This is a genomic window from Streptomyces sp. NBC_00988, assembly GCF_045162645.1.
Classification (GTDB): Bacteria; Actinomycetota; Actinomycetes; order Streptomycetales; family Streptomycetaceae; genus Streptomyces.
This window is the reverse complement of sequence record NZ_CP108730.1, coordinates 277,395-297,038: the sequence shown is the minus strand read 5'-3', so window position 1 is coordinate 297,038 and position 19,644 is coordinate 277,395. Positions and strand designations below refer to the sequence as shown.

Genomic DNA, 19,644 nt, shown 5'->3' with positions numbered 1-19,644 from the left:
AGCTGCCGCGAAGTGACAACTAACTCAGCGTGTCGTTCGGCCCACACCCACCACCGCGCCGACCACAGCGCCACCGCAAAAGGAGTAGCAGCCGTGACCACCCCCGACCGTCCGCCCCAGTCCGTGCTCCTGCCCCTGCCGCAGTTCGGCCCGCCGGACCGGACCGCCGCCGTCGGAGTGGACGGCAGCGGCGCCGAGGTGTGCGGGGCGGGGTGCAGCTGCGGGGGCGGGGCACTGGACGACGGCGACGACTACGGGCTCGACCCGCTGGAGCGCGGCCTGGACCCGGAGCTGGCCGAGCTGCTGGCCGCTGCCGGGCTGGATCCCGCGGTGGTCGAGGACGTCGCGCATCTGGCCATCGAGGAGGACCTCGACCAGGGCGCCGACGTGACCACGGTGGCCACCGTGCCCGAGGACGCCCGCGCGACGGGCGACTTCACCGCCCGCGAGGCCGGTGTGGTGGCCGGGCTACCGGTGGCCGAGGCGGTCCTGTCAGTGGTGTGCGGCGACGACTTCGCGGTCGAGCGGCACGTGGCCGACGGCGAGTCGGTGGCCGCCAGCCAGCGGCTGCTCACGGTCACCGCCCGCACCCGGGACCTGTTGACCGCCGAGCGCAGCGCGTTGAACCTGCTGTGCCGGCTGTCCGGCATCGCCACCGCGACCAACAGGTGGGTGCTGGCGATCGAGGGCACCAGGGCGCAGGTGCGCGACACCCGCAAGACCACGCCGGGGCTGCGGTCGCTGGAGAAGTACGCGGTGCGCTGCGGCGGCGGCCTCAACCTCCGGATGTCGCTCTCGGACGCCGCCCTGATCAAGGACAACCACGTGATCGCGGCCGGTGGCGTCGCCCGGGCGTTCGCGCTGGTCCGCGCGGAGTTCCCGGACGTGCCGGTCGAGGTCGAGGTCGACACCCTGCACCAGTTGCGGGAGGCCCTGGCCGCGGGTGCGGACCTGATCCTGCTGGACAACTTCACGCCCGACGAGACCGCCGAGGCGGTCGCCGTCGTCGCCGGCCGGGCCCTCCTGGAGTCCTCCGGGCGGCTCACCCTGGCCACCGCCCGCGCGTACGCCGAGACGGGCGTGAACTTCCTGTCCGTCGGGGCCCTCACGCACTCCGCCCCGATCCTGGACATCGGCCTCGACCTGCGCGCGGAAGCGCTGGCAGCGCAGAGGGAAGCGTAGAGGCGGATGCTGCTCACCATCGACGTCGGCAACACCCACACCGTGCTGGGACTGTTCGACGGGCAGGAGATCTTCGAACACTGGCGGATCTCCACCGAGACGCGGTGCACGGCGGACGAGCTGGCGGTGCTGCTGCAGGGCCTGATGGGCATGCACCCCCTGCTGGGTGACCTCGGGGACGGCATCGACGGCATCGCGATCTGCTCCACCGTGCCGTCCGTGCTCCACGAACTGCGCGAGGTGACCCGCCGCTCCTACGGCGACGTCCCCTCGATCCTGGTCGAGCCCGGCATCAAGTTGTTCCGCAGCCGCTCCTGGTCCTCCTCCAGCAGCGTCCAATCCTCGATCAGGTCCTCCGGCTCCCACTCCTGCCGCACCCCGGCTCCTTCCGGCCATCACCAGCCGGAGCAACGTCATCCGGCTCACGACACTGTGCAGGGCCTTCGCGAAACGAGCCCCGGAGCGGCCGGCGAGAGCCACGGCCACCGCCTCCAGCACCCTGCGCAAGGCCGGAGTTCGCCTGCCGTACCGCACGGTGAGTCCATCGACCTGCTCGGCGAACGTACGGCGCGGACAACCAGCGTTCTCGCAGTACAACAGACAGACAGACAGACCGATCCGTACCGCCTGATCACCCACCGGGCCATCGGCAGGATCGCAAGGCCGCTGTGCAGGGCGTCGGCGTGCGGGCCGTTCTGGACGGTGAGGGCGAAGGCGGTCATGCAACGGCTGCTTCGAGATGCCCGTCGGGAACGGGAGGCGGATCCGTTGCTGCCTCGGCGCCTCGCCTGACTGATGACATGTCAACTCAGCGCACCTGGAAAGGAGTTGACAATGATACGGAATAGTCATGGCGGTGGCGGGGAAGGGTTCCGCCGTTCCGGTGATTCGTTCGTGTATCGAAAGGAGGTGCTGTGATGAAGCTTCTCTTCGCCGTCCGCAACAAGGTCGCTGCTCGCAAGAGTCTGAAGGCGAGCGCCTGGTACCTCTGGTACTGAGCCCGATCTGCCCGTCCCGGCCGGACACCCTCCTGACATCGTTGTCCCGCGTCCTGGCGGCCTCGCGAGACGCGGGACAACGATGTCTTCCTACCGACAGCCCCGGAGCGTCCATGTCCCTGTCGTCCGTGCCGAGAGAGCGCGTCACCGAGTTCGCCCCGCGTCTGGCCGCACTGCTGCGGGACCATCTCGGTCAGGACGTGTTCCGGCTGGAGCCGGACACCGTCGGGGTGGCCGGCCCAGAAGTCGCCGACCGCATTCTGGCTGCGCGTCGCGCCATGGAAACCGAGCGGCCCACGTTCAAACCGCTGCACGGACACTCCATCTCCAAGACTGAGGCTTCGGCAGTCACCAGGACCGTCGGCCATGACGTCCGTGCGGCGCTCGCCGGGCCGCTGCCCGAGGACGTGGACGTGGACCTGTCGGGTTCCTGGCCGCTGACCGGACATCTCTTCCTGCGCGACCTGATCCTCGGCGGCGATCCGTACCGGCTGCGGATGCTGATGAGCCGCAATCTCGAACTCACCCCGAAACTCACCTGGTCCGTCATCGCCGTCGGAGCCGCCCTGCCGGGCTGGCCCCGCCCCGCGCCCCACCTCACGGGCCTGGCCGCCCGGGCGGCCGAGGCGGTCGGCTACCAGAACCGCCGCTACGCAATGGGGATCTACCGCCGCGCCGCCGCCCCCGTGTGCTTCACGGTCTCCACGCTGGTGGCGAACGCCCTCTGGCTCGGCCATCCTTTCGAGGACGGCATGCCGAACCGGCACATCATCCACGAGTCCCTCCGGCTGCTCCCGCCCTCCTGGAACATCCTGCGCAACGCCTCTCCCGAGTATCCGGCCATCGACGGCCGGATAGGCGAGGGTGACGACGTTCTGGTGCTGCCCCTGCTCTTCCACCGGGATCCAACCCTCTGGGACGCCCCGGAATGCTTCCGCCCCGAACGCTGGAACGGCCTCGATCCTGACACCGCCCCCGGCTATCTGCCCTTTGGTCATTCCTCCGAGCGCTGCTGGGGGCGGCACATGGTGATGCCGCTGGCCGAGTTGCTGCTCGACCTCGTCCGTAAATCCGGCCTGGAGGTGGACCGGGACCAGCACGTCGGCAAGGTGCCGCTGCTCGGCCTCCTTGGTGTCGAGGACGTACGGCTGACAAAGCGTGCCTGACGCCCGGCTGTGCAACTCGTAAGGAGCATCGGCGCGGTACGCGTGAAGTCCTCGCCGATGCTGGCCAGTTGCATGAGAGTACGCAGACAAGGAATCTGACGGGTGGTTCTGTCGGTGAGTCGTGGCTCTGGTCCACTTCGTATGGTCGCGTACACGGGGCGACTGTTGATCTTCGCTCGCCCAATGGTGGTTTCAGTGGTTGTAGGCGGTCAGTGTGCGCATGACTGGCTGGTCGCGCATGAAGCCGGCTCCCCTCATCAGGCCCCTTGGAATCGATCTTCTAGGCTGGCGCGGTGACTGATGAGCAGGAGCGGGTGCAGCCGTTGGGAGTGTGGGCCACGGCGGTGGGGGTGGCCAGGGTGCGGGCGCTGGAGACCGAGCGGGAGAACGCGCTGTTCCGCGACCCGCTGGCACAGGCCTTCGCCACCGCCGGAGGCATGTGGCCCTCCTCGCCGCCGCTGCCCGATGACGAGGCCGCGCGACGCCGTCGGCTGGCCGTGTCGTTCTCCATCGTCATCAGGACGAAGTTCCTCGACGACCTGTTGCAGCAGGCCTCCGCGTCCGGGGTCCGGCAGGTCGTGCTGCTCGGCGCCGGCATGGACAGCCGGGCCTTCCGGATGGACTGGCCCGAGGGCACCCGGCTGTTCGAGGTCGACACCGCCGCGCCGCTGGACTTCAAGGCTTCGGTGCTCCGCCAGGAGCGGGCCGTCGCACGCTGCGAGCGGATCACCGCCGCGGTGGATCTGCGTGAGGACTGGCCAGGCGCGCTGGCCGCCGCAGGGCACGATCCGGCGGTGCCGACCGCGTGGATCGCCGAAGGACTGCTGATCTATCTGCCCGCGGACGCGGTGGAGCTGCTGCTGGCCCGGATCAGCGCGCAGTCGGCGGCAGGCAGTCGGATGGGGCTGACGTTGGGCTCGCGCGGCGTGATCGAGCGCTTCGGCGCGGACGCCGTGCCGGGATCGGCGGCGTCCATGTGGGTCTCGGAGATGCCCGAGGACCCGGTGGGCTGGCTGGCCGGGCACGGCTGGGAGGCCGACAGCCACACCCTGCGCGAGCGCGCTGCCGCCTACGGTCGCCCGATCAGCACCCCGCCGCAGCGCGAGGAGCGGCCCGGAGGGCTGATCTCGGCGGTCCGCGGGTAGAGCGTCCCGGGGGTCTGTACGCTCACCGGTGTAATTGATGATCATGGAAGAGACATCAAGTGCCTGACACCGTGACCGAGTTCGTGGACGCCGATGACCAGGCGGATCCCTCGCCGGAGGCCGCGACGGTCGAGCAGAAACTGATCGACCAGCTCGTCGAGCAGGCCCGGAGCAAGGGGCTGCAGCTGACCGGCGAGGGAGGTTTGCTGCAGCAGTTGACCAAGGTGGTTCTTGAGTCCGCCCTGGAAGGCGAGATCACCGGCCATCTCGGCTATGACAAGCACGACCCGGCGGGCAAGGACGGCGGCAACTCCCGCAACGGCACCCGGTCCAAGACGGTGCTGACGGACATCGGGCCGGTCGGGATCGACGTGCCCCGCGACCGGGAGGGCTCCTTCGAGCCGGCCATCGTCAAGAAGCGGCAGCGCCGGCTGGCCGGCGTGGACGAGATGGTGCTCTCGCTGTCCGCGAAGGGCCTCACGCACGGGGAGATCTCCGCACACCTGGCCGAGGTCTACGGCGCGGACGTGTCCAGGACGACCATCAGCACGATCACCGACAAGGTGATGGACGGCATGGCCGAAGGGCAGAACCGGCCGCTCGACCGCGTCTAGCCGGTCGTCTTCATTGACGCTGTCAACGTCAGGATTCGCGATGGCCAGGTGGCGAACAGGCCGATCTATGTGGCTCTGGCGGTCACCGCCGAGGGGCACCGCGACATCCTCGGCCTGTGGGCCGGCGACGGCGGCGAAGGCGCGAAACACTGGCTGCGGGTGCTCTCCGAGCTCAAGAACAGGGGCGTCGAAGACGTCCTCATGCTGGTCTGCGACGGGTTGAAGGGGCTGCCCGACGCGGTCGGCGAGGTCTGGCCCCGAACTGTGGTGCAAACGTGTGTGGTTCACCTCTTGCGGGCGTCATTCCGTTACGCGGCCCGGCAGGACTGGGACAAGATCGCGAAGGTGCTCAAGCCCGTCTGCACCGCGCCGGCCGAGGACGCGGCCACGACCAGGTTCCTGGAATGTGCCGAGACCTGGGGCAAGAAGTACCCGGCGATCGTCCGACTCTGGGAGTCCAGCTGGCCCGAGTTCACGCCTTTCCTGCAGTTGGACGCGGAAATACGCCGCATCGTATGCACGACGAACAGCATCGAGAGCGTCAACGCCCGTATCCGCAAGGCAGTCCGGTCCCGCGGCCGCTTCCCCACGGAGCAGGCCGCCCTCAAGTGCGTCTACATGGCGGTCATGAGCCTCGACCCGACCGGCGCCGGCCGCAAACGCTGGACCATGCGCTGGAAGGGCGCCATGAGCGCCTTCGACCTGGCCTTCGACGGCCGCCTCACCGCAGGCCAACTCTAGCCACACCAACCCCAGTTACACCGCTCGCTTTACAGACCCTCCCGGCGGATGAGTTCAGCTGATTCGATACGCCGCGTCAGAGAGAGTGCCTGGTCGTTGCTGTCCGGTAGCGGTGCGCTGGACTTGCTTGCGGCCGGATTACATCGCTTCTGGCGGTCGACTCGTGACGGCTTGTCAGTGTCGGGTGATGTCCTGGTTCGAGCAGGCCGGCGTGGCGATCTGGGGGAGCAGCAGGTATGCCGTGGGTCGAGGAGCATGAGCGCGGCGGCACGAAGGTGCGCCGGTACTTCCGGTGGGCGCCTGGAGCGCGGCGGGATTTGTCGGTCCTGGTTCTGCTGGGGATCGCGGTCGCGGGCTATGGCGGGACGGCCGGTGCATCTGGCGGCGGAAGTTCGGGGCCGGTGCCCCGGCCGCGATCGACGGCCACCTACCCAGTGCACTTCGAGGGCTGGAACGACCCGAAGCCCGTGCCGCGGCCGACGGTCTCGTACCCGATCCGGTTCGACCGGTGAGCACGGCGGTCTCGGCGTGAGGACCTCTTGCCGGGGCTGAACAGGGTTTTTGACACTGCAGTTCACGGGCGGGGAGATCAGGGGGAGTGATGGCAGCACGACGACGGCGCCGACGCTTGAAGAAGCGGACGCGCAGGCAGCTACTTGGGTGGGGCGCCGTGGCTGCGGCGGCCGCTGCGATCTGGGTGGCCGGGAACTGGGCGGCGGTGTGGCCCGTCCTTGTGACGGTGCTCGCCATGTCCGTGGTGGGCGGGGCCGGCTGGGGACTGTGGCGAGCTCACCGCCTTGCGGTCGGCCAGGACCAGCGGTGGCGCGTGCAGGAGGAGGCGAAGGCGCGGGAACTGTCGATGACCGAGGTTGACGCACTGTCCTGGCAGGATTTCGAGCATTACGTCGCCGAGTTGTGCCGCCGGGACGGCTGCACGCAGGTCGTCGTCAGCGGCAGGAGCGGCGACTTGGGCGCCGACGTCGTCGGCTATCTCGCCGACGGCCGCAAACTGGTCGCACAATGCAAGAAATACGCGCCGCACCGCAGCGTTTCCTCGCAGGACATGCAGAAGTTCGTCGGCACCGCCCGCCTCGAACACGGCGCGGACGTCGCCCTGTTCGTCACCACCTGCCGCACGTTCACAAAAGCCGCGCTCGGCCTGGCGGTGCGTCAGGACATCGTGGCCATGCATCGGGACCTGCTCGGGTCGTGGGTAAAGGGGGCCCCTCTGGAGACGCTGATCCCGCTGAACGGGCGCGGAGACGGCACGATGCGGCGCTCGCCCGCCTGAGTCCGCACGCGCTTCTTCCTCACCAGCACCCCGCAACGCCGAAGGGGGGCCTCACACTGGGGGCCACCCCTTCGGCATGTCATCGTTCATAGCACGCGTCGTAGATGGATCACGCCGACGCGGATCTGCTGATCGTTGATCTCGTACATCACGTGATAGATCCCGACGTGGACGTGCAGCACGTCGGCGGCAGTCAATACCGGGAGCGTGAGAGCGTTGTGGCCAACCGAACCGCAGCTCTCCGAGCTGCGGTTCGGTTGGCCACAACGCTCTGAGTCGGGGTGGGGCGTGGGCGGCACCATGGCCGCGGGTATGCGCCTCGGCTTGGTAGCGTCGCCCACAAACAGGGCCGTGGTGCTGTTGGACATGGCTTGCCGTTCGGCTGAGAAGTCAAACTCGCCGGCGGCTTCATTGATTCCTAATGCTGTCTGTCAAGCCGCGTGAGCGGTGGGTGGCACGGCCTCGTAGGTCCGTCCGTCGCGGAGGAGCGCCCAGAGGACGTTGACGCGGCGGCGGGCCAGGGCCAGGACGGCCTGGATGTGACGCTTGCCCTCGGAGCGTTTGCGGTCGTAGAACCGGCGGGAGTCCTCGCAGTTTCGGATGCTGAACAACGCGGAGATGTAGAAGACGCGTTGGAGTCGGCGGTTGTAGCGTCGTGGGCGGCGGAGGTTGCCGCTGATCTTCCCGGAGTCGCGGGGAACGGGAGCGACGCCGCCGAAGCCGGCGAGGCGGTCAGCAGTACCGAAGAAGGCCATGTCGCCGCCGGTCGCGGCCAGGAACTCGGCACCGAGGATCACGCCCAGGCCGGGCATGCTGGTGATCACTTCGAAGTCCCGATGTTCGCGAAACCGGGCCTCTATTGCCTTGTCGAGCTCGGCGACCTGCTGGTTGAGGGCCATCACCTCCGTCGCCAGTGTGTGCACAAGTTGGGCGGTCAGTTTCTCGCCGGGCAGGCTTGTGTGCTGGCGCCCGGCGGCCTCCCAAGCTGTCTCGGCGAGCCGGTCAGCGCGCAGGACCTTGCGGTTGCGCAGCCAGGTCTCCAGCCGTTTCACGCCGATTCGGCGGAGGGAGGCCGGGGTCTGGTAGCCGGTCAGCAGCATGAGCGGGCCGGTGTTGGTCAGGTCGAGGGCCCGCTCCAGGCCGGGAAAGATGCCGGTGAGCCGGGCGCGGAGCCGGTTGACGGTGCGGGTGCGGTCGGCGACCAGGTCCATGCGGCGGCCGGTGAGGATCTTGAGGTCGGTGACCGTCTCGTCGCCGGTGCGTAAGGGGTGCAGGTCGCGGCGGATGCGGACCTGGTCGGCGATGACGGCGGCGTCCTTGGCGTCGGTTTTGCCTTCGCCGCGGTAGCTTTCGGCGGCGCGGTGGATCGCCCGGCCGGAGATGTAGTGCACCTGCTGGTCATGGTTGACGAGGATCGTGATGGCCAGGGCGGCCCCGCCGTCGGCCAGATCGATGCCCCAGGACACCTCGTCGCCCAGAGTCAGGACGTCAGCGAGTAGTTCGAGGAGTTCGGGTTCGTCGTTGGCGACGCGTCGGGACAGCAGCCGGTGGCCGCTCTCGTCGATCGCGACGCAGTGGTGATGGGTCTTGCCTGCGTCGATGCCGGCCCAGATCGCGGCCATGTGGTGCCTCCGTGAGGGGTGGTGCTTGAGCCTCCCGACGGACGACCTCGCTGTCGATTCCCTACTCAGCGATCATTCGCAATTCCTAATTGGCAGCCGAGTCGTCGTGGGGCACCGGGCGGCCAATCACTGAGAGCCACAAGTGGCAGAGCCTTTTGAACCACACCCGGCACCCCTGGGCGGGTCAACCATACGAAGGGCTCACCGCGTCCCGCAGAACAACGTAGGGAGCCTTTTCCAACCTCAGGCTGACGTGGCCGGGTGGAGGGCGAAGACGTGGCGAGAGTAGCGGGAGTAGAGGTGAGGTAGGACCGGTTGCAACCCAAGTGCGCCGATGTCTAGGACAGAAACAGACCTATTTGCTGCCTACCATCGCCTCTGGCAATCAACATCAGCGAAAGAACCGCGATGATCGAGCAGACCAGCGCCGCGCCGGAGGGCTACACCACCGTTGCGCCCTGGGTCGTCACCGACGGCACGGGGGCTTTCCTCGACTTCGTAGACCAGGCGTTCGGGGGTGAGGAGTTCGGGCGGGTATCGACCGAGGACGGCGTGGTCGGTCACGGTGAGATCCGCGTCGGCGACACCGTGGTGTTGGCCTTCGACCGACGCACGGACTGGCCCACCATGCCGAGCCTGCTGCGTGTGTTCGTCGCCGACGCGGAGGAGGCGTTCTCACGAGCTGTCGCAGATGGTGGCCACGTCGTCACTTCCCTGGCCGACGACGCCTCCGGACAGCGCGGAGGGCGTATCAGGGACCCCTTCGGCAACATCTGGTGGGTGGTCAGCCGCGTTGAGGACGTCTCCGAGGACTGCATGTGGAAGAGGCTGCTGGCCCCCGTATACGTCGAGTCCATGCGCGTGGCTCAGGAGACGCTCGACGCCGAGCTCAGTGGTCGGCCCCACGGACGCAGCAGCGCGCCCGTCAAGACAACCGGCTGACTCATGATGTCGAGATTCGCATAGGCCAGACCGGGGTCCAGCCAAGGTAAAGCCAAAAGCCGCAACGGGGATGTCAGAGAGGAACCGTTCCCAGGACACGCCACAGGGGCGCCCGATCTTCATCCAGGGCACGTTGCTACCCCTCCGAGGGGCAATGAGGTCCACGGCGGGTCGTGCGGAGCAGCACGCCTCCCGCACCGGGTAAAGGCCCGAGGCTCTCGGGGAGGCGTGCGTACTCCTCGGGGTGGGGCTCAGCCCACCGCGTTCGCCCGCTCGGCCGCGCTCAGCGACGAGAGGGGTTCGGCGACAGACTTGGCGTGGACCGGCTTTGCGTGGGTGGCCGCAACGGGGTCCGCGTGGGTGGCCGCAACCGGGTCCGCCTGAGTGGCCGGGACCGGGTCCGCGTGAGTGGCGGCAACCGAGTCCGCCTGAGTGGCCGGGACCGGGTTCGCGTGAGTGGCCGGGGTCGCGGCGCTGGCGACGCTGACCATCCCCGCGGCGGCCAGAACGGTTCCGGCGGCCACGCTGAACATAGCGCGGCGGTTATGCGAGAACTTGCGGTGCTTCGACAACGGTGTGCCTCTTCCTCGGATGGGTGCGGATCCTTTCGAGGGACAGCTGAGCTGGGAAGACGCTGATTGACGTGTGAGCGGTGCCGTCGTACTCCTACCGTGGCGAGGTGGAGGTGGGCGCCATGGTGTCGTTGCCGGAAGAGCTCCAGGCGCGGGAGGCCGCGGCTCGACAGCGGGTGGAAGAACTCCAGGCCGAAGCTGCGGAGTTGGCCGTGCGGCTGGAGAGGGCCCGGGTGGATCTGTCGCGGTTGGAGATCACGCGGGAGACCGTCGCGCAGGTGCTGGCGGAGTTGTCGGCCGCCCAGGCAGCGCCGGAAGTAGAGGCGGCCGATGGGCCGGAGCCCAAGGAAGCGCCGGCGCCTCACGGCATCGGGGTGATGGCGGTGCCGCCGTGGCGGGAGGGCCTGGTCGTTCAAGTGCTGCCGGACGTGTACCGGGACATCGTGGAGATCGTCGCTGATGCTCCAGGTCCGTTGCAGGCCAAGCAGATCGTGCCGCGGATCGGGCTGGAGGCCACGACGGCGAAGATCGAGGGGACCCGGGGGAAGCTGAAGCGTCTGGTGGAGCGGGGCTGGCTGGACGAGGACGCGCCGGGACGGTTCACCCTCGCCCGCCATGACGGGGACGCCGGCCGGGTCAACTCCCGGTGACCAAGGGGCTCTTCTCCGTAGATTCGAAGGTGCCAACCAAACGAATCGCAGAAGAGCCGAAGAAGAGCCCCAGATGGAACCCTATGACGCCTTATCCGGGCCTGACGCGTATGCCGCCTCCCGTGGTGCCTTCGAACGCCTCGTCTCGACGCTGGCCGGCGCCCCGGCGCGGGGTATGGCCCATGACGAGCTGGAGGAACTGCTCGAACAGCAAGGACGCGAGTTGCTGCGGCAGTTGATGCAGGATCACCTCGACCTGCGGGCGAGGACGGAAGAAGCCGCGGCCCGCATCAACGCAGGGCAACCGGCGGTGCGCGGGCCGGAAGGACAGCCGCGGACCTGGCGGGAGAGCAACCACCCCCGCTGGCTGACCTGCGTGTTCGGGCCGGTCCGGGTGAACAGGATCGCCTATCGCGGCCGGGGCGTGTCCAACGTGCACCCGGCGGATGCGGACCTGTCGCTCCCCGCCGGCCGGCACTCCCGCGGGCTTGCCCGCCTCGCGGTTCTGGAGGCGGTTCGCGGCTCGTTCGACCAGGCCCAGGCCGCGATCGAGCGACGGTGCGGAAGAGTGCTCGGCAAGCGCCGTCTCAAAGAGCTGGTGGTCGCTGCCGCCGTCGACATCGCCGCCTACTACACGGTGAGGATCCCCACCCCGTGCACCCGCGAGATGCCGCTGGTCATCCAGGTCGACGGCAAGGGTGTGGTGATGCGGCCCGAAGCACTACGCGAAGCCACCCGCCGGGCCGCGGCCAAGACCGCGGCGGCCGGACGGCGCGGACGCCTGGCTCCGGGGGAGAAACCCAACCGCAAGCGCATGGCGACCGTGGCCTGCATCTTCGACATCGCGCCCGCCCCGCGTCGGCCGCACGACATCGTTCATCCGCCCGGCGGCCGCAGCCAGGCCCGGCCCGCACGGCCGGGCCCGACAGCACAGCACAAATGGTGCACCGCCTCAGTGATCCGTCCCCCAGAACGGGTCGTCGCCGACGCCTTCGACCAGGCCGAGGCCCGCGATCCGCAGCATCTGCGGGACTGGATCGTGCTCGTTGACGGCGCCCGCCACCAACTCGACCTGATCCAAGCCGAAGCCGCCCGCCGCGGCATCCGCCTCAACGTCCTGCTCGACTTCGTCCATGTCGCGGAGTACTGCTGGACAGCGGCGCATGCTTTCCATCCGCCCGGCAGCCGCGAGGCCGAGACCTGGGCCGCGGACAAACTCACCGCGATCCTCGCCGGACACGCCGAGCGCGCCGCCACCGAGATGACCGCCCAGGCTGCAGCCGAACGGCTTCCTGCCGCCCGCCGCGAGGCAGTTACCATCTGCCACCGTTACCTCGCCGGCCACCTCGATCAGCTTCACTACGACACCGCCCTCGCGGCCGGCTGGCCGATCGCCACCGGCGCCGTCGAAGGCGCATGCCGCCACCTGATCGGCGACCGCCTCGACATCACCGGCGCCCGCTGGGGCCTTGACGGTGCCGAAGCCGTCCTCCGACTCCGCGCACTGATCACGAACGGCGACTTCGAGAGCTACTGGGTCTTCCACACGGCCCGTGAACACCAACGCCTCTACCCCAGCCCCGACCAGCACAAGTACAGCCTCACGGCTTGATCCCGACCGTCACTTCAGAGGATCCGCACCCTCCTCGGATCGCCGGACTCCCACCTGTGCATGGAAGCCCTTTCGGGAGAGAGGTACGGAGTCGGGCGGCGGTCAGGTTGCACGGTGCGGCGGGAAAATTCTCCTGCCCGCACCGTGCAACCCCAGAGGGCCACTCCCCGTATGTATGACAGATGGAGTGGTGTGCAAGGGAGAGGCCGGCAAAGAGTGAGGGACACGGCCCGGGAACGAGAGTTCCGGGAATTTGCCGAGGCGCGGCAGGCGCAGCTCCGACGCAGCGCCTACCTGCTCTGCGGTGACTGGCATCAGGCACAGGACCTGACCCAGACGACTTTGATGAAGTTGTACGCGGCCTGGGGACGGGTCAGCCGGGACGGCAATGCGGATGCCTACGCTCGCACCATCCTCACCCGCACCTTCATCGACCAGTGGCGCAAGAGAGGCTGGCGTGAGGAGCCGGTGAGCGAGCCACCCGATCTTCCCTCGGGCCTGTCCGGCGCACCGGAGTTGCGATTGATGATGCAAGAAGCCCTGATGGAGCTGGCGCCCCGCTACCGGGCCGTGTTGGTCCTGCGATTCTGGGAGGACTGGTCCGTTGAGCAGACCGCGCACGCACTGCGGGTGAGTCCGGGAACGGTAAAGAGCCAGAGCGCCCGCGGGCTCGCCCGGCTGCGCGAGATCGTCGAAGGCCTTGACAGTGAAGGGACCAGGAGGTGAAACCGGCCATGAATGAGCACGAGAACGACGCTCTGCACGCCGCCTTCCAGGCAGTCCTCAGCGCCGAGCCGGAGCCGGCGCTACCCAGCGTTATCGACGCGGCCGTCGTCGGCGGCTTCCGGATCCGCCGCCGACGAGTTGCGCTCGCCACAGCCGGCGCACTGATTGTCGTGGCCTCCATGGCCGCCGTGGCCGTCAACCTGTCCTGGCTGGGCGGCGAACGGGCTCCGGTGCCCCTGGCCCCCGCCAGCACCGCCCACCCGACGCCTCACACACCCGAACCCGCTCGCACGGCAGCAGAGCCCCTTCCCTCCGGAGACTGACAGTCGCCGGGGCCGCCCCGGCATCAGGCTGTGGGGTCCAGGTAGATCCACACTGCCTCCGAGTTCCACTTCCGCACGCGACTGGGACCTGTACCAGGTGACCGCCACAGCCTCAAGATCATCTCTGTTGCAGCTTCTGGCCTCACCTTGGCTGGACTCCGGACCGGTGGTCAACGAGGGCTTCCAGCCTGCTTCGGCAGTTCGCCAGTCGGCCTGACATAGGGTTGAAGCTCCTGGTAAATGGGTTTTCGACCAAGAATTCAGTCTCTACCAGAGGCTTCATATGCTCGTGTACCCGTCCGGGCTGGACGTGTCCAGTTCTGCCCTCCGGTTCCTCTCCGCCCGCCTGCGGGAACACCACCGTGGTCTCGGCACCCGATGGCGGCGCCTGAGCGCAGGTCGGCAGGCCCTGCTCGCCCTCGCCCATCTCCGCAACGGTCATCCGTATGTCCAGCTCGCGGCCGGGTTCGGCGTCGGCACCACCACTGCCTACCGCTACGTCACCGAGGAGGTTGAGATCCTGGCCGGCCTCGCCCCGACGCTCGCCGAGGTGGTTCGGGCGGCGTCGATGAAGGCGTTCGTCCTGCTGGACGGGACACTGCTGCCGATCGACCGGATCGCCGCCGACCGACCCTTCTATTGGGGCAAGCACCAACGCCGGTAAGTTACGGGCCCGTTGGCTGCGGCGCCTGAATGGTGATCTTGTACTCCGCCCTGCTCAACGGCGTTCTGCTTACGGCCCGGGCGTAGGCGAGAGTGCCTTTGCGTTCGCGGGTCTTGGTGCGTCCCCGGCGTTCCAGGCGGGGGCTGGACCAGATCTCGTGGAAGACGTCGAGGAGTGCTGGCGGGGTGCCGCGGCCGACGCTGCGCACGAGCGCGCGGAGCGTGACGGTGAAGGAGATGCGGTCCGGGTCCGCAGGGGTGTCCTCGGGGTTCTCGCGTGCTGCGCGGGCCCGGATGATCTGCACGATCTGGTAGACGATGAGCAGCGCGTACAACTCCTGGGCGACGCCGTTGGGTTCTGCTGAGCGCAGCACGTTCCGCATCCCGCTCAGGTGGATCTTCAGATCGGCATAGCCGGTCTCGGCTTCCCAGCGCTCCGCGTACAGCTTCACGATCTGTAGCGCCGGGGCTGTGACGTGGTCGAAGAGGGTGGTGATCAGCAGGTAGGACTCGCTGCGGGACTCGCCGTGCTCGGGGACGACGGTGATATCGGCCTGGATGACGCGGATGGGCATGCCCGCGTCCTGCCGGGCGCGCACTCCGCGTCGCTGGGGGCGCACGCCTTTGGCCCGGGCCCTGGCGATCAGGTCGGGAGTGATCTGGTTGGCGGCCGGCAGATGAGAGAGGTACGAGCCGTCGGGCAGGCGGCGCAGGACCGGCAGCCGACGGTTGGCGATGGCCCGGATGATCAGATCGGCGCCGGTGGCCCGGACGGTCGCGACGTGCGCGGACCCGGAGAAGTACCGGTCCGCCAGGACCAGCATGCCCGCGCGCAGACACCCGCCGTGCACCAGCTTGCGCAGCAGCGCTCCCTCGCTGGTCGAGCGGCCGCCCCATGCCGCGTCGAGGATGGCCCGGGTGCCGCACGCGATCAGGGTCAGCACGCGGATCTGCGGGCAGCGGCCCGGATCCTTGTTGCTGCGGCCGGGAGCCGCGCCGAACGCGGCGCGGTTGGGCACGGTGTCCGGGACATCGAGGGTCGTGCCGTCCACGGCGGTCGTCAGCAGAGCCAGATCGTGCCCGAACGCGGTCGCGCCGGGATCTTCCGGTCCGCAGTGAGCACCCCGTAAAAGCAGGAACAGTGACTTCAAGGGCTCACGGCCAAGGCGGCGACGCGCCTGCACCGCCGCCGGCGCACTGGGCACCCGCAGGTGGCGGGTGCCCGCACGGTGGTGCAACTGCTCGAACAGCATGCGCAGTACTTCCCGGTAGCCGACGCTCGGATACAGCCACAACCCGAGCACCAGATACAGAGTCACCCGGGCCGGCAGCATGCGGATGCGACGCTCCCGGCGGCCGCACCGGGTGATCACCTCGTCGATCAGGGCCGGCGGGACAATCTCGGTGACGGCTCCCAGCGTCAGTTGCCCGGCGACTGGTGCGTGCCGGGAAGCGCGTGGTCGGCTTGCGGAAAAGGATTCTGCAGCAGGAGCATGGGTGGGCAACAGGGCCTCCGCGGTCGGCGGATTTCTTGGTCGAAACCAGTCGACACAGGGGCTCTGTTGTCACGTCAAGGACTCTGACGGGCCCGTAACTTACCGGCGTTGCCACAAGCACCGCCGGCACGGGGTGAACGTGCAGGTAGTCACCGATCCGGACGGCCGGCTGCTGTGGCTCTCGCCCGCGCTGCCGGGCCGCTCCCACGACCTGACCGCCGCCCGCACCCACCGGATCATCCGCATCTGCGAGCGCCAGGGCGTCCCCATCCTGGCCGATCTCGCCTACCAGGGCGGTGGCCCCTGGCTGACCACGGGCATCAAACGCAGGCCCCTGCGGGAACTCACCCCTACCGAGAAGACCGTCAACCGGGCTCTGGCCGCGGCACGGGCACCGGTTGAGCGCGGCGTGGCCTGCCTGAAGTCCTGGCGGATCTTCCGCAGGTCCCGCTGCAGCCCCAACCGCATGACGTCAATCGCCAAAGCCATTCTCACCCTGGAGCGGCAACGCTGAAGAGGCTCAGTCATGGCTGCCGGGTTCTGATGCTTCGGGAGGTCAGGAACTGTGCTTCTCCACTTCCACCATGGCCTTGGCGATGACCTTCTCCGGGGTCTCCTCCAGATGATTCACCGCCGTCGCCTTCATACGTCGCGCCGTACTGGTGGGACAGGAAGGTGGTTCCGGCCCGCTGCTTTCCCCCGTAGCGGCGGACCCGGCCGCCCGTTCAGCGGGCGAGGGTGACGTTGATCGGCCGGTCGGGGCAGCCGGTGAGCTGCTGTGTGAGTGCGTCGCGTTCGGTGGCGTCGATGCTCAGGCTCCAGCGCGTCTTGTCGGCGATCCAGTCGGTGTCGTATTGGCACCGGTAGCCCACGTACGGAGGCAGCCACTCGCCGGGGTCCTTGTCCGATTTGGACCGGTTGCTGGCCGCGGACACGGCGATCAGGTCGCGGGCGTTGTCCAGGTCGTTGGCGTACAACTCCCTTTCCTTCGCGGTCCATTGGGAGGCGCCGGAGTCCCAGGCCTCGGCGAGCGGAACGAGATGGTCGACGTCCAGCTTGCTCGCGCTGTCGAGGTAGCGGTCGTCGTACGGCGAGTACCAACTGCCGCCGGTCAACACCCAGTTGGGGCCCTGGACCGGGGCGGTGACCGCCTCCGCCTTGAGGACTTCCATGCGGGTGTTGCATCCGTCGCGGTCCGCGTCGGTCCAGTGCTTGAACTTGGTGCGCTCGTAGCCGGTACGGTTCTCGGTCTGGAGGGGAAGCGCGGCCAGGGCATCGCGGACCGGCAGTGTCACACTGTCACCGGGAGCAGCGTGATGGTCGGCCGCGGCGGCGTGGGCTGCGGCGGGGGAGAGCAGGGCGGTGAGGACGGACAGGACGGCTGCCGCGGAGCGTGCCGTGCGGATCGGGTGCACGAGGATCCTTCCGGAGATCACTGACAGGGCTGTGATCTCCGTAGCGGGCCGGAGCAACAGGCGCGGAGCTGTTGCAGGGTGACGACGGGTACCGACCCGCCGCACTCCCCGTTGCGGCGGGCCGGAGCCGCGTTCAGCCGGCGAGGGCGACGGCGACGGCGATCGGCCCCGACTGGATGATGGCCCGATCAAGCAGTACGCCCCGGACTCCTGGCAGCCCCACCCGAACCCCCGGCCGCGGGTTCGCTGCCTGATCGCCCAACTCACCCAGAAATGGGGCGATATGAGGAACTGGCCTCATCCTGGCTGTGACGTTGTTCAACGGCCCCGGCATGTTGGCCTTCAGCGGACCCAGTTGGTGAATATTCGGTGCTGAGTGGACGTCTTCAAGTGGCCCCGGGGATTGACTTGCGCTGGGACCATCAGCCGGACCGTCGGTTCCGGATCCGATGCTTCACCGCCCACACGGCGAGGCTGACGAGGGCGAGGACCAGCCAGATGCCGACGAATTCGAGCGGGTCGCTCTCGTGTTCGCCGGAAGTGACGATGCCGGAGACGACGGTGACCACGCAGGCTCCGACGATCATCTTGCCGGTGAGCGGGAGCCCATCCGCGGCGCGGCGCCGGGCCGGCTCACGCGTCCCACGGCGCAGCCAAAGGACGGTGTACAACGCGAGCACCCCGCCGGCCAACATGCTCAGGCCGGATCCCAGGTAGAGACCCGGATTCGTCGTCGGCGCCTCAACTGTCTGCTGAACGCGCCCGTCGAAGGTGATGTCGGTGCGGCGGCCGTGCCAGACGACCACCCCAATGCGGGCGCCCTTCCGCAGCCTCGACAGCACGGGGCCGGAGTTGTCGAGGCTGATCCTGCCGGATACCGACGAGGGACCCGCGACCTCCAACCAGTAGTCGCCGCCATGACCGTTGGAGGAGTCCTCCAGCTTCTTGACCACGGCAGGGATGCCCAGGGTTCTCGGTGCGGCCTCGTAGGCGCGCACGGTGGAAAGGCTGTGGCGATAAGGCACCGCGAGCACGGCAGCTCCGCCGAGGACGAGGAGCAGCGCCAAGGCCGCCAGCCCCCACGCCCGTCGCCCAGCTTCCCAAGTCCTGCCGACCATCGCGCCTCCCTGGGAGGTTCGACTCGGAACAGCCAAGGAGGGTTGCGCCCACTCACCTCGGTGCCAGCCAAACGGAATGACTCGGAGCCGATCTCGACAGCACCGCTCCTACCGGACAGCCCAAGAACCGTCTCACTGCAAGAGCAGAGGTGGGGCCACTTCAACCCGTCACTACTCCTCAATGCGTCTACGCGACCCGTTTCCCGGGGCCGCTGGAGGCCAACATGCCGGGGCCGTTGAACAACGTCACAGCCAGTTATCCATCGCGACCGGCGTGATCGGACTGCTGGGGATCCTGATCGGCATCCGCGTGCAGGAGTGATCCACCGTGCGCGGTGAGCGGCTCGCCCAGCAGTTGCGGCAGCGCGCACAGCCGCGCGTCGCCCGCCAGTTCGCATCCTTCGAACCCAGGGTGACGGCCTTGCTACGCCGGTCACTGGCACGTGACAGCCGGCCCGGTCTGCCGGGATGCTGCGGTTGGCGGATGCATGCTCGCCTCTCCGAACCAACCAGAGGGGCAGATCATGTTGACGAAAGTCCGGGGCGCGGTTGCGGCGGCAGTGATGGCGTGGGCGTTGCTGGTGCCGGTAGCCGTGGCGACCGATGCGGCGGCCGCGTCGTGCGCGCGGCACACGACGGGTATCTGCAAGGCGAACTCGCCGCATCCGCGCGGTGCTACCGCGAAGTGCAAGGACGGCTCGTACTCCTACAGTGCCCACGCCCGAGGGACGTGCTCGCACCACCGGGGCGTCAAGTACTGGTACCGGTAGACAGCACACGGCGCCGCTGCCCGGAAATACTCCGGGCAGCGGCTTGCACTGCATCGCCCCCGCTGTTGTTCCTGATCAACAGCGGGGGGCGTCTTGATCGAAGAATGACGAGCCGGGCCGTCGGGCAACCCGGGCGGCCTCAGTGCCCTGTGGCGACGATCGGGCGACGACTGTTACCCGAGGCAGCGCTGCCTATGCAGGTGATGGTGGCTGACCGGGCACGATCGGCTGGACGAAGTAACCGTCCGCTAAAACTGCTGGCCCGGCGGCGACAGCGGCGTCGTAGGACGAATCCGCAACGCGCGCGAACTGCCGGGTCCGCCGGTCTGCTCAACCGGCCTTCCTCGGTCTCGCCGCCGCCCTCTGCTGCTACAAACGGTTCGTCCGCCTCACCACGTAGGACACGGACTGAGTCCCCCTGGAGAATGGCCGGTTCAGCCGGAGGGGTACGGGGTGGTCCTGTCCCGTCTGCTCTGGTGCGGGTTCCGGAGTTGCTGCGTTCGGCCGATGGAATTGAGGCGATCAGGAAACTTTCCGGTCGATGGTCTGGCCAGAGGTCGCTCCTGTCCGTGATGGCCTGCTCGCTCCGGAGGGCCGC

17 protein-coding genes and 4 pseudogenes are annotated in these 19,644 nt (G+C 68.5%); 15 read left to right on the top strand and 6 right to left on the bottom strand.

Annotated features, from left to right (window positions below):
- The first annotated feature begins 93 nt into the window (after positions 1 to 93).
- The 7 genes and pseudogenes from nadC to OG496_RS01305 all read left to right on the top strand — a co-directional run bounded on the left by nadC (position 94) and on the right by OG496_RS01305 (position 7,137).
- Positions 94 to 1,182 carry a carboxylating nicotinate-nucleotide diphosphorylase gene (gene nadC / locus OG496_RS01335; protein ID WP_405969174.1) on the top strand — a complete coding sequence of 363 codons (1,089 nt, stop codon included), beginning with the start codon at positions 94 to 96 and terminating at the stop codon, positions 1,180 to 1,182.
- Positions 1,183 to 1,188: 6 nt separating this feature from the next.
- Positions 1,189 to 1,479: pseudogene (locus OG496_RS01330) on the top strand (type III pantothenate kinase); the annotation flags it as partial.
- Positions 1,480 to 2,099: 620 nt separating this feature from the next.
- A complete protein-coding gene (locus tag OG496_RS01325; protein ID WP_362982842.1) occupies positions 2,100 to 2,180 on the top strand; it encodes a tryptorubin family RiPP precursor in 81 nt (26 codons plus the stop codon).
- A gap of 113 nt (positions 2,181 to 2,293) precedes the next feature.
- Positions 2,294 to 3,346 carry a cytochrome P450 gene (locus tag OG496_RS01320; RefSeq protein WP_405969173.1) on the top strand — a complete coding sequence of 351 codons (1,053 nt, stop codon included), beginning with the start codon at positions 2,294 to 2,296 and terminating at the stop codon, positions 3,344 to 3,346.
- 329 nt (positions 3,347 to 3,675) lie between these two features.
- Positions 3,676 to 4,491 (top strand): class I SAM-dependent methyltransferase, encoded by an 816-nt coding sequence (locus OG496_RS01315; RefSeq protein WP_405976536.1) that lies wholly within the window; start codon positions 3,676 to 3,678, stop codon positions 4,489 to 4,491.
- Positions 4,492 to 4,574: 83 nt separating this feature from the next.
- A pseudogene (locus OG496_RS01310) lies at positions 4,575 to 5,846 on the top strand (IS256 family transposase).
- 670 nt (positions 5,847 to 6,516) lie between these two features.
- On the top strand, positions 6,517 to 7,137 hold the full coding sequence (locus OG496_RS01305; RefSeq protein WP_405969172.1) for a restriction endonuclease: 621 nt from the start codon (positions 6,517 to 6,519) through the stop codon (positions 7,135 to 7,137).
- An 86-nt stretch (positions 7,138 to 7,223) separates the two neighbouring features.
- On the opposite strand, the gene OG496_RS01300 is transcribed toward OG496_RS01305, so the two are convergent.
- Both OG496_RS01300 and OG496_RS01295 read right to left on the bottom strand, forming a co-directional pair.
- The gene (locus tag OG496_RS01300; protein ID WP_405969171.1) at positions 7,224 to 7,505 is read right to left on the bottom strand and encodes a hypothetical protein; all 282 of its coding nucleotides are present in this window, start codon (positions 7,503 to 7,505) and stop codon (positions 7,224 to 7,226) included.
- Positions 7,506 to 7,568: 63 nt separating this feature from the next.
- Positions 7,569 to 8,759 (bottom strand): IS110 family transposase, encoded by a 1,191-nt coding sequence (locus OG496_RS01295; protein ID WP_405969170.1) that lies wholly within the window; start codon positions 8,757 to 8,759, stop codon positions 7,569 to 7,571.
- A gap of 408 nt (positions 8,760 to 9,167) precedes the next feature.
- On the opposite strand from OG496_RS01295, the gene OG496_RS01290 reads away from it, so the two are divergent.
- The gene (locus OG496_RS01290; RefSeq protein ID WP_405969169.1) at positions 9,168 to 9,701 is read left to right on the top strand and encodes a VOC family protein; all 534 of its coding nucleotides are present in this window, start codon (positions 9,168 to 9,170) and stop codon (positions 9,699 to 9,701) included.
- Positions 9,702 to 9,952: 251 nt separating this feature from the next.
- Here OG496_RS01290 and OG496_RS01285 read toward each other — a convergent pair whose 3' ends face one another.
- The gene (locus tag OG496_RS01285) at positions 9,953 to 10,234 is read right to left on the bottom strand and encodes a hypothetical protein (protein ID WP_405969168.1); all 282 of its coding nucleotides are present in this window, start codon (positions 10,232 to 10,234) and stop codon (positions 9,953 to 9,955) included.
- 161 nt (positions 10,235 to 10,395) lie between these two features.
- Here OG496_RS01285 and OG496_RS01280 point away from each other — a divergent pair, with 161 nt between their 5' ends.
- The 5 genes and pseudogenes from OG496_RS01280 to OG496_RS01260 all read left to right on the top strand — a co-directional run.
- Positions 10,396 to 10,923, top strand: a complete 528-nt coding sequence (locus OG496_RS01280) for a hypothetical protein (RefSeq protein WP_405969167.1) — start codon at positions 10,396 to 10,398, stop codon at positions 10,921 to 10,923.
- Between the two features lie 73 nt (positions 10,924 to 10,996).
- Complete coding sequence (locus OG496_RS01275; RefSeq protein WP_405969166.1) at positions 10,997 to 12,535, top strand: ISKra4 family transposase; 1,539 nt, start codon at positions 10,997 to 10,999, stop codon at positions 12,533 to 12,535.
- A gap of 216 nt (positions 12,536 to 12,751) precedes the next feature.
- Positions 12,752 to 13,261 carry a SigE family RNA polymerase sigma factor gene (locus OG496_RS01270; protein ID WP_405969165.1) on the top strand — a complete coding sequence of 170 codons (510 nt, stop codon included), beginning with the start codon at positions 12,752 to 12,754 and terminating at the stop codon, positions 13,259 to 13,261.
- A gap of 8 nt (positions 13,262 to 13,269) precedes the next feature.
- Positions 13,270 to 13,584 carry a hypothetical protein gene (locus tag OG496_RS01265; RefSeq protein WP_362981616.1) on the top strand — a complete coding sequence of 105 codons (315 nt, stop codon included), beginning with the start codon at positions 13,270 to 13,272 and terminating at the stop codon, positions 13,582 to 13,584.
- 283 nt (positions 13,585 to 13,867) lie between these two features.
- A pseudogene (locus OG496_RS01260) lies at positions 13,868 to 14,242 on the top strand (transposase family protein); the annotation flags it as partial.
- Between the two features lie 7 nt (positions 14,243 to 14,249).
- On the opposite strand, the gene OG496_RS01255 reads toward OG496_RS01260, so the two are convergent.
- Positions 14,250 to 15,752 carry an IS4 family transposase gene (locus OG496_RS01255; RefSeq protein ID WP_405969164.1) on the bottom strand — a complete coding sequence of 501 codons (1,503 nt, stop codon included), beginning with the start codon at positions 15,750 to 15,752 and terminating at the stop codon, positions 14,250 to 14,252.
- Between the two features lie 100 nt (positions 15,753 to 15,852).
- Between OG496_RS01255 and OG496_RS01250 the strand changes: the two are divergent.
- Positions 15,853 to 16,257: pseudogene (locus OG496_RS01250) on the top strand (transposase family protein); the annotation flags it as partial.
- A gap of 211 nt (positions 16,258 to 16,468) precedes the next feature.
- On the opposite strand, the gene OG496_RS01245 reads toward OG496_RS01250, so the two are convergent.
- Both OG496_RS01245 and OG496_RS01240 read right to left on the bottom strand, forming a co-directional pair.
- The gene (locus tag OG496_RS01245; protein WP_405976535.1) at positions 16,469 to 17,149 is read right to left on the bottom strand and encodes an HNH endonuclease family protein; all 681 of its coding nucleotides are present in this window, start codon (positions 17,147 to 17,149) and stop codon (positions 16,469 to 16,471) included.
- A 431-nt stretch (positions 17,150 to 17,580) separates the two neighbouring features.
- Positions 17,581 to 18,276 (bottom strand): hypothetical protein, encoded by a 696-nt coding sequence (locus tag OG496_RS01240; protein WP_405976892.1) that lies wholly within the window; start codon positions 18,274 to 18,276, stop codon positions 17,581 to 17,583.
- Between the two features lie 524 nt (positions 18,277 to 18,800).
- On the opposite strand from OG496_RS01240, the gene OG496_RS01235 reads away from it, so the two are divergent.
- The gene (locus OG496_RS01235; protein WP_405969163.1) at positions 18,801 to 19,046 is read left to right on the top strand and encodes a DUF3761 domain-containing protein; all 246 of its coding nucleotides are present in this window, start codon (positions 18,801 to 18,803) and stop codon (positions 19,044 to 19,046) included.
- The last annotated feature ends 598 nt before the right edge of the window (positions 19,047 to 19,644 follow it).

Excerpts from the sequence above, each read along its gene's own strand:
- OG496_RS01240 (WP_405976892.1), bottom strand. The coding sequence starts at position 18,276 with ATGGTCGGCAGGACTTGGGAAGCTGGGCGACGGGCGTGGGGGCTGGCG.
- OG496_RS01325 (WP_362982842.1), top strand. The coding sequence starts at position 2,100 with ATGAAGCTTCTCTTCGCCGTCCGCAACAAGGTCGCTGCTCGCAAGAGT.
- OG496_RS01300 (WP_405969171.1), bottom strand. The coding sequence starts at position 7,505 with ATGTCCAACAGCACCACGGCCCTGTTTGTGGGCGACGCTACCAAGCCG.
- OG496_RS01235 (WP_405969163.1), top strand. The coding sequence starts at position 18,801 with ATGTTGACGAAAGTCCGGGGCGCGGTTGCGGCGGCAGTGATGGCGTGG.
- OG496_RS01285 (WP_405969168.1), bottom strand. The coding sequence starts at position 10,234 with ATGTTCAGCGTGGCCGCCGGAACCGTTCTGGCCGCCGCGGGGATGGTC.
- OG496_RS01320 (WP_405969173.1), top strand. The coding sequence starts at position 2,294 with ATGTCCCTGTCGTCCGTGCCGAGAGAGCGCGTCACCGAGTTCGCCCCG.
- OG496_RS01280 (WP_405969167.1), top strand. The coding sequence starts at position 10,396 with ATGGTGTCGTTGCCGGAAGAGCTCCAGGCGCGGGAGGCCGCGGCTCGA.
- OG496_RS01265 (WP_362981616.1), top strand. The coding sequence starts at position 13,270 with ATGAATGAGCACGAGAACGACGCTCTGCACGCCGCCTTCCAGGCAGTC.
- OG496_RS01290 (WP_405969169.1), top strand. The coding sequence starts at position 9,168 with ATGATCGAGCAGACCAGCGCCGCGCCGGAGGGCTACACCACCGTTGCG.
- OG496_RS01275 (WP_405969166.1), top strand. The coding sequence starts at position 10,997 with ATGGAACCCTATGACGCCTTATCCGGGCCTGACGCGTATGCCGCCTCC.
- OG496_RS01295 (WP_405969170.1), bottom strand. The coding sequence starts at position 8,759 with ATGGCCGCGATCTGGGCCGGCATCGACGCAGGCAAGACCCATCACCAC.